General features: G+C 66.8%; 5 protein-coding genes and 1 pseudogene. All 6 read left to right on the top strand.

What is annotated here, in order from left to right; translation table 11 throughout:
- Positions 1-606: pseudogene (locus WB508_RS02320) on the top strand (excinuclease ABC subunit UvrA); the annotation flags it as partial.
- Entirely contained in the window at positions 606-1,559 is a 954-nt protein-coding gene (locus WB508_RS02315) for a DUF808 domain-containing protein (protein ID WP_423843263.1), read from the top strand. The pseudogene WB508_RS02320 and the gene WB508_RS02315, both read left to right, overlap by 1 nt.
- A 4-nt stretch (positions 1,560-1,563) precedes the next feature.
- On the top strand, positions 1,564-3,528 hold the full coding sequence (uvrC, locus tag WB508_RS02310) for an excinuclease ABC subunit UvrC (RefSeq protein WP_423843262.1): 1,965 nt from the start codon (positions 1,564-1,566) through the stop codon (positions 3,526-3,528).
- A gap of 76 nt (positions 3,529-3,604) precedes the next feature.
- Complete coding sequence (gene rapZ / locus WB508_RS02305; protein WP_423843261.1) at positions 3,605-4,474, top strand: RNase adapter RapZ; 870 nt, start codon at positions 3,605-3,607, stop codon at positions 4,472-4,474.
- A 22-nt stretch (positions 4,475-4,496) separates the two neighbouring features.
- On the top strand, positions 4,497-5,471 hold the full coding sequence (locus WB508_RS02300; RefSeq protein WP_423843260.1) for a gluconeogenesis factor YvcK family protein: 975 nt from the start codon (positions 4,497-4,499) through the stop codon (positions 5,469-5,471).
- A 99-nt stretch (positions 5,472-5,570) separates the two neighbouring features.
- Positions 5,571-5,933, top strand: a 363-nt coding sequence (whiA, locus tag WB508_RS02295; protein ID WP_423843259.1) for a DNA-binding protein WhiA, incomplete at its 3' end; no start/stop codon positions are given.

Genomic DNA, 5,933 nt, shown 5'->3' with positions numbered 1-5,933 from the left:
ACGATCAAGATCGAGATGAACTTCCTGCCGGACGTCTACGTCCCGTGCGAGGTCTGCCACGGCGCCCGCTACAACCGGGAGACGCTCGAGGTGCACTACAAGGGCAAGACCATCGCAGAGATCCTCGACATGCCGATCGAGGACGCCGTCGTGTTCTTCGAGGCCATCCCGGTCATCGCCCGGCACCTGCGCACCCTGGTCGAGGTCGGGCTGGGTTACGTCCGTCTCGGGCAGCCAGCCACCACGTTGTCCGGCGGAGAGTCGCAGCGGGTCAAGCTGTCCTCCGAGCTGCAGAAGCGCTCCACCGGTCGCACCGTCTACGTGCTTGACGAGCCCACCACCGGACTGCACTTCGAGGACATCCGCAAGTTGTTGGGCGTGCTGCAACGCATCGTCGACACCGGCAACTCCGTCATCGTCATCGAACACAATCTGGACGTCATCAAGACCGCGGACTGGGTCCTCGACCTGGGCCCCGAGGGCGGCAGCGGCGGCGGGATGTTGGTCGCCGAGGGCACCCCGGAGGACATAGCCGATCATGCGGACAGCCACACTGGACACTTCCTCAAACCCTTGCTGACCGACGGCCGAAAGGTGGCCCGCTGATGGCTGGTGGACTCGTAGCGCTTCTGGACGACGTCGCGGCGCTTGCCAAGTTGGCCGCCGCATCGGTCGACGACGTCGGCGCGGCCGCCGGGCGCGCCAGTGTCAAGGCCACTGGTGTGGTGATCGATGACACCGCCGTCACCCCCCAGTACGTGCACGGCGTGAACGCCAACCGCGAGCTGCCGATGATCCGCAAGATCGCGACCGGCTCGCTGCGCAACAAGATCGTGTTCATCCTGCCCGCCGTGCTGCTGCTCAGTCAGTTCCTGCCGTGGCTGCTCACCCCTCTGCTCATGCTCGGCGGCACCTATTTGTGCTACGAGGGCGCCGAGAAGATCTGGGAGCGGTTCGGCCCCCACCACGAGGAGGTCGAGCAGGCTGCGCCCGTCACGACCATTGGCCCCGAGCAGGAGCGCACCATGGTGTCGGGCGCCATCCGCACCGACTTCATCCTCTCCGGCGAGATCATGGTCATCGCGCTCAACGAGATCACCGACGAGGCGTTTCTCTCGCGGGCGGTCATTTTGTTGGTCGTCGCGGTGGCCATCACCGCGCTGGTCTACGGCGTCGTGGCGCTCATCGTCAAGATGGACGACGTCGGCCTCGCTCTGACCGAGCGCGCCTCCACGTTCTCTCAGCGGGTCGGGCACGCCATGGTCAAGGGCATGCCGCGCCTGCTGGCTGTCATCTCGGTCGTCGGCACCGCCGCCATGCTCTGGGTCGGCGGGCACATCCTGCTGGTGGGCGTTGACGATCTGGGCTGGCACGTGGTGTACGACGCGGTCCACCACGTGGAAGAGGCAGCGGCAGAAGCCGTCACCACCGGGGGAGGGGTGCTGGGCTGGCTGGTCAACACCACGGCGTCAGCCCTCATCGGCCTGGTGTGGGGGGCGATCGTCGTCGCGATCATGCACGTCATTCCGCGCCGTCGCGCAGCCGCGCCGTCGCACTGACGTCATGGCAGATCCCGCCAGCTACCGGCCACAACCAGGGGAGATCCCGGCCCAGCCGGGGGTGTACCGCTTTCGCGATGCCGACCGGCGCGTCATCTACGTCGGCAAGGCCAAATCGCTGCGTCCGCGCCTCAACTCGTACTTTCAGGACGTCAGCAACCTGCACTCCCGCACGCAGCAGATGGTCATCACTGCGTCATCAGTGGAGTGGACCGTCGTCGACACCGAGGTCGAGGCGCTGGCGTTGGAGTACTCGTGGATCAAGGAGTTCGATCCGCGCTTCAACGTCAAGTACCGCGATGACAAGTCCTACCCATGGCTTGCCGTCACGGTCGGCGAGGAGTTCCCGCGCGTCACGGTCATGCGCGGAGCCCAGCGCAAGGGGGTTCGGTACTTCGGGCCGTATGGTCACGCCTGGGCTATCCGCGACACCGTCGACACGCTGTTGAGGGTCTTTCCCATGCGGTCCTGCTCGGCGGGAGTGTTTCGTCGGGCCAAGGCGATCGATCGACCCTGCTTGCTGGGTGACATCGGCAAGTGCGCTGCGCCGTGCGTCGGCCGAGTCGACGTCGACGAACATCGCGAGATCGTGAACGACTTCCTGGCCTTCATGGGCGGCCAGACCGCCGGATTCACCCGGCGGATCCACGAGCGCATGCGCGAGGCGTCCGAGGCTCAGGAGTACGAGCTCGCGGCCAAGCTGCGCGATGACCTGGGAGCGCTCAACCGGGTGCTCGAGAAGCAGACCGTGGTGCTCGGTGACGGCACGGATGCCGATGTGTTCGGATTCGTCGACGATCCTCTCGAAGTCGCGGTTCAGATCTTCTCGGTTCGCGGCGGTCGCATTCGCGGCCAACGCGGCTGGGTGGCCGACAAGGCCGATGACGCCGCCTTCCCCGAGCTGGTCCAGCGGGCCCTCATGACGCTGTACGAAGGCGCAGCGCCAGCGGCCATCCCGCGCCAGGTGCTGGTGCCGCGGCTGCCCGCAGATCACGAGGTCGTCGCCGAGCTGCTGGCCGAGCGGCGCGGAGGACCTGTGCAGATTCGCGTGCCCCAGCGAGGCGACAAGAAGGCCCTGATGGGCACCGTGGAGCAGAACGCCAAGCAATCGATGGCGCGGCACAAGATGCACCGCTCTGGCGATCTCACGGCTCGTAGCAAGGCTCTGGAGGAGATCCAGGAGGCCCTGGATCTCCCTACCGCCCCACTGCGCATCGAGTGCTACGACATCTCGAACCTGCAGGGCACCGAGATCGTGGCTTCCATGGTCGTGTTCGAGGACGGACTGCCGCGCAAGTCCGAGTATCGGCGGTTCACGGTCCGTCACGAGGGTCAAAATGACGTCGCTGCCATGCACGAAGTCATCACACGGCGGTTTGAACGGCTGCTCAAGGCACGCGCTGAGGAGGCCCACGCCGACGCAGGAGCCACCGAGGAGCGCGGAGGGATCGATCCGGACACCGGCAGACCCCGACGGTTCGCCTATGCGCCAGCGCTCGTCGTCGTCGACGGCGGCCCGCCCCAGGTGGCAGCTGCTCACCGGGCCATGACGGCTCTCGGCATCCAGGACATTGCGCTGGTCGGCCTGGCCAAGCGACTTGAGGAGGTGTGGCTGCCCGACGACGATGACCCGGTCATCCTTCCGCGCACGAGTGAGGGTCTCTACCTGCTGCAGCGACTACGCGACGAAGCGCACCGCTTCGCGATCTCGCACCACCGGGGCCGGCGCAGCAAGTCGATGGTCGACAGCCTCCTGGACCCCGTCCCGGGACTCGGCCCCACGCGCCGCAAGGCCCTCATGAAGACCTTCGGGTCGGTCAAGAAGATGCGGGCCGCCTCGATCGAGGAGATCGCACAGGTTCCGGGCATCGGTGCCACTACGGCAGAATCGATCGTGGCGGCACTTGCCGCATCGGCCCCGGCACCCTCGGTCAACACGGCCACGGGCGAGATTGTGGAGGAATCGTGAGCGAGCGTCAGCGAGTGAACCGAAGGGATCTCACGCGGACTCCTTCGTATCGTGTCTTCTTCTCGGAGGTGTTCGCGTGAGCGAGCGTCAGCTGGAGCAGTTCGTCGTGGTCACCGGCATGACGGGTGCGGGCCGCGGCACGGCGGCCAAGGTGCTGGAGAAGCTCGGCTACTACGTCATCGACAACATCCCGCCGGAGGTGCTCGGTGCGGCCGTGCAGACGGTCGCTGGCACCGATGACATCAACAAGCTCGCCGTCGTCGTCGACGCGCGATCCCGCGGCTTCTTCGTCGGCCTCAGCGATGCTCTGGAAGAGCTGCGGCGCCACGGGTTCCCTTCGCGCACCTTGTTTCTCGAGGCCTCCGACGAGGTGCTGGTCCGACGGCAGGAAGCAGCACGCCGTCCGCATCCCCTCAGCCTCGAGGGCCGGCTGATGGACGGGTTCGCCCGTGAACGCGAGCTGCTCCAGGTGCTGCGCGGGCGCGCGGACATCGTCATCGACACCACCAACCTGAACGTGCACCAGCTCACCCAGCGGGTGCGGGCCGCCTTCATCGACGCCGAGACCCAAGGACTGCGTGCGTCGGTGGTCACGTTCGGATTCAAGTACGGCGTCCCGATCGACGCCGACATGGTCGCCGATCTGCGGTTCTTGCCCAATCCCTTCTGGGTCGACGAGCTGCGTCCGCTCAGCGGGCTCGACGAGCCGGTGCGCGACTACGTGCGCTCCCAACCGCGGTCCGAGGAGTTTCTCCAACGATACGAGGGTCTTGTCTCGTTGCTGACCGACGGCTACCTCCGCGAGGACAAGCACTTCTTGACCATCGCCTTCGGCTGCACCGGTGGTCGGCATCGCAGCGTCGCGATGGGCGAGGCCTTTGCCGAGCGACTGCGGCTCAACGGCGTCAATACCTTGGTGGTTCACCGCGACCTGGGGCGCGAATGATGCGCAGAGACTTGAGGCGCGAGTGATCGATCGGGCCACGTCACAGCACGATGGAGCGCTGGGTCAGCAGCGCGTCGTGGCGCTCGGTGGCGGCCATGGCTTGGCGGCCAGTCTCTCGGCGTTGCGGCGCGTCACCACGCAACTGACTGGTGTCGTCACCGTGGCCGACAACGGGGGGTCGTCAGGTCGGCTCCGCGAGGAGTTCGCTGAACTGCCGCCGGGAGATCTGCGCATGGCTCTGGCTGCTGTGTGCGGGGACGACGAGTGGGGTCGCACGTGGGCCGACGTCCTGCAGCACCGCTTTCGTTCCGAGGGCCCGTTGAACGATCACGCGGTTGGCAATTTGCTGATCACTGCGATCTGGGACCTGTTGGGCGATCACGTGCGGGGGCTTGATCTGGTGGGCGAGCTGCTCGGCGCGCGGGGGCGAGTGCTCCCCATGGCCGCAGTGCCGTTGGACATCGAGGCGGACGTTCATCTGGCGTCCGCTCCCGATCGGCTCACGGAGGTGCGCGGCCAGGTCCAGGTCGCCAAGGTCGACGGTCAGGTCGTCAGCGTCCGTCTGGTGCCTGCTGAACCTCCGGCGTGTCCAGAGGCTGTGCAGGCCGTCCTCGACGCCGACTGGGTCGTCATCGGGCCCGGTTCGTGGTTCACCAGTGTCATGCCCACCTTGCTCGTGCCCCAGCTGCGCGACGCGCTCACCGCCACGTCAGCCAAGCGTGCGCTGGTGCTCAACTTGAGCGGCACCGATCAAGAGACGGTGGGGCTCACTCCCACCGGTCATCTCGACGTGCTGGCGGCGCACGCCCCTGAGCTGGCGCTCGATGTGGTCATCGCCGATCCAGCCCTCGTCGACGACCGCGGCACCCTCGAGGCGGGCGCTCGTCGTCTGGGCGCGCACCTCCTGGTGGCAGACGTGGCGCGCCAGGAGGCTCCGGGCCAGCACGATGCCGCCCGGCTGGCTGCCGCGTTCGTCGATGCCCTGGGGCAGGCATAGAGTGACCGTCACACCGGGATCCGCACAGCATCGTCAGGTCGTGGGCCCGCCAGTTTGCTCACATCGTGAGCCCGACAGCGAACACAGGGGTGTGCGTCGATGGCCATGACGGCCCAGGTCAAGGCAGAACTCGCGAAGATTCAGGTCACGAAGGCGTGCTGCCGCAAGGCGGAGGTTGCCTCGATCCTGCGATTCGCTGGTGGTCTGCACATCGTGTCAGGACGCATCGTCATCGAGGCCGAGCTCGACACCTCGGCGGCTGCTCGGCGGTTGCGCACCGACATCGCCGACATCTTCGGTCACGACAGCGAGATCGTCGTTGCCCAGAACGTCGGTATCCGCAAGGAGACCCACTACATCGTCCGGGTCGCCAAGGATGGTGAGCTGCTGGCTCGCCAGACGGGTCTGGTCGACGGTGCCGGACGACCCGTTCGCGGTCTGCCGCCGCAGGTCGTCGCCGGC

Origin of the sequence: Aeromicrobium sp. (genome assembly GCF_049586495.1) — a bacterium.
In the GTDB taxonomy this organism is placed as follows: domain Bacteria; phylum Actinomycetota; class Actinomycetes; order Propionibacteriales; family Nocardioidaceae; genus Aeromicrobium.
Note: the sequence above shows the minus strand (reverse complement) of the source record. Positions and strands in the feature narration are given on the sequence as shown.

Excerpts from the sequence above, each read along its gene's own strand:
- WB508_RS02315 (WP_423843263.1), top strand. The coding sequence starts at position 606 with ATGGCTGGTGGACTCGTAGCGCTTCTGGACGACGTCGCGGCGCTTGCC.
- uvrC (WP_423843262.1), top strand. The coding sequence starts at position 1,564 with ATGGCAGATCCCGCCAGCTACCGGCCACAACCAGGGGAGATCCCGGCC.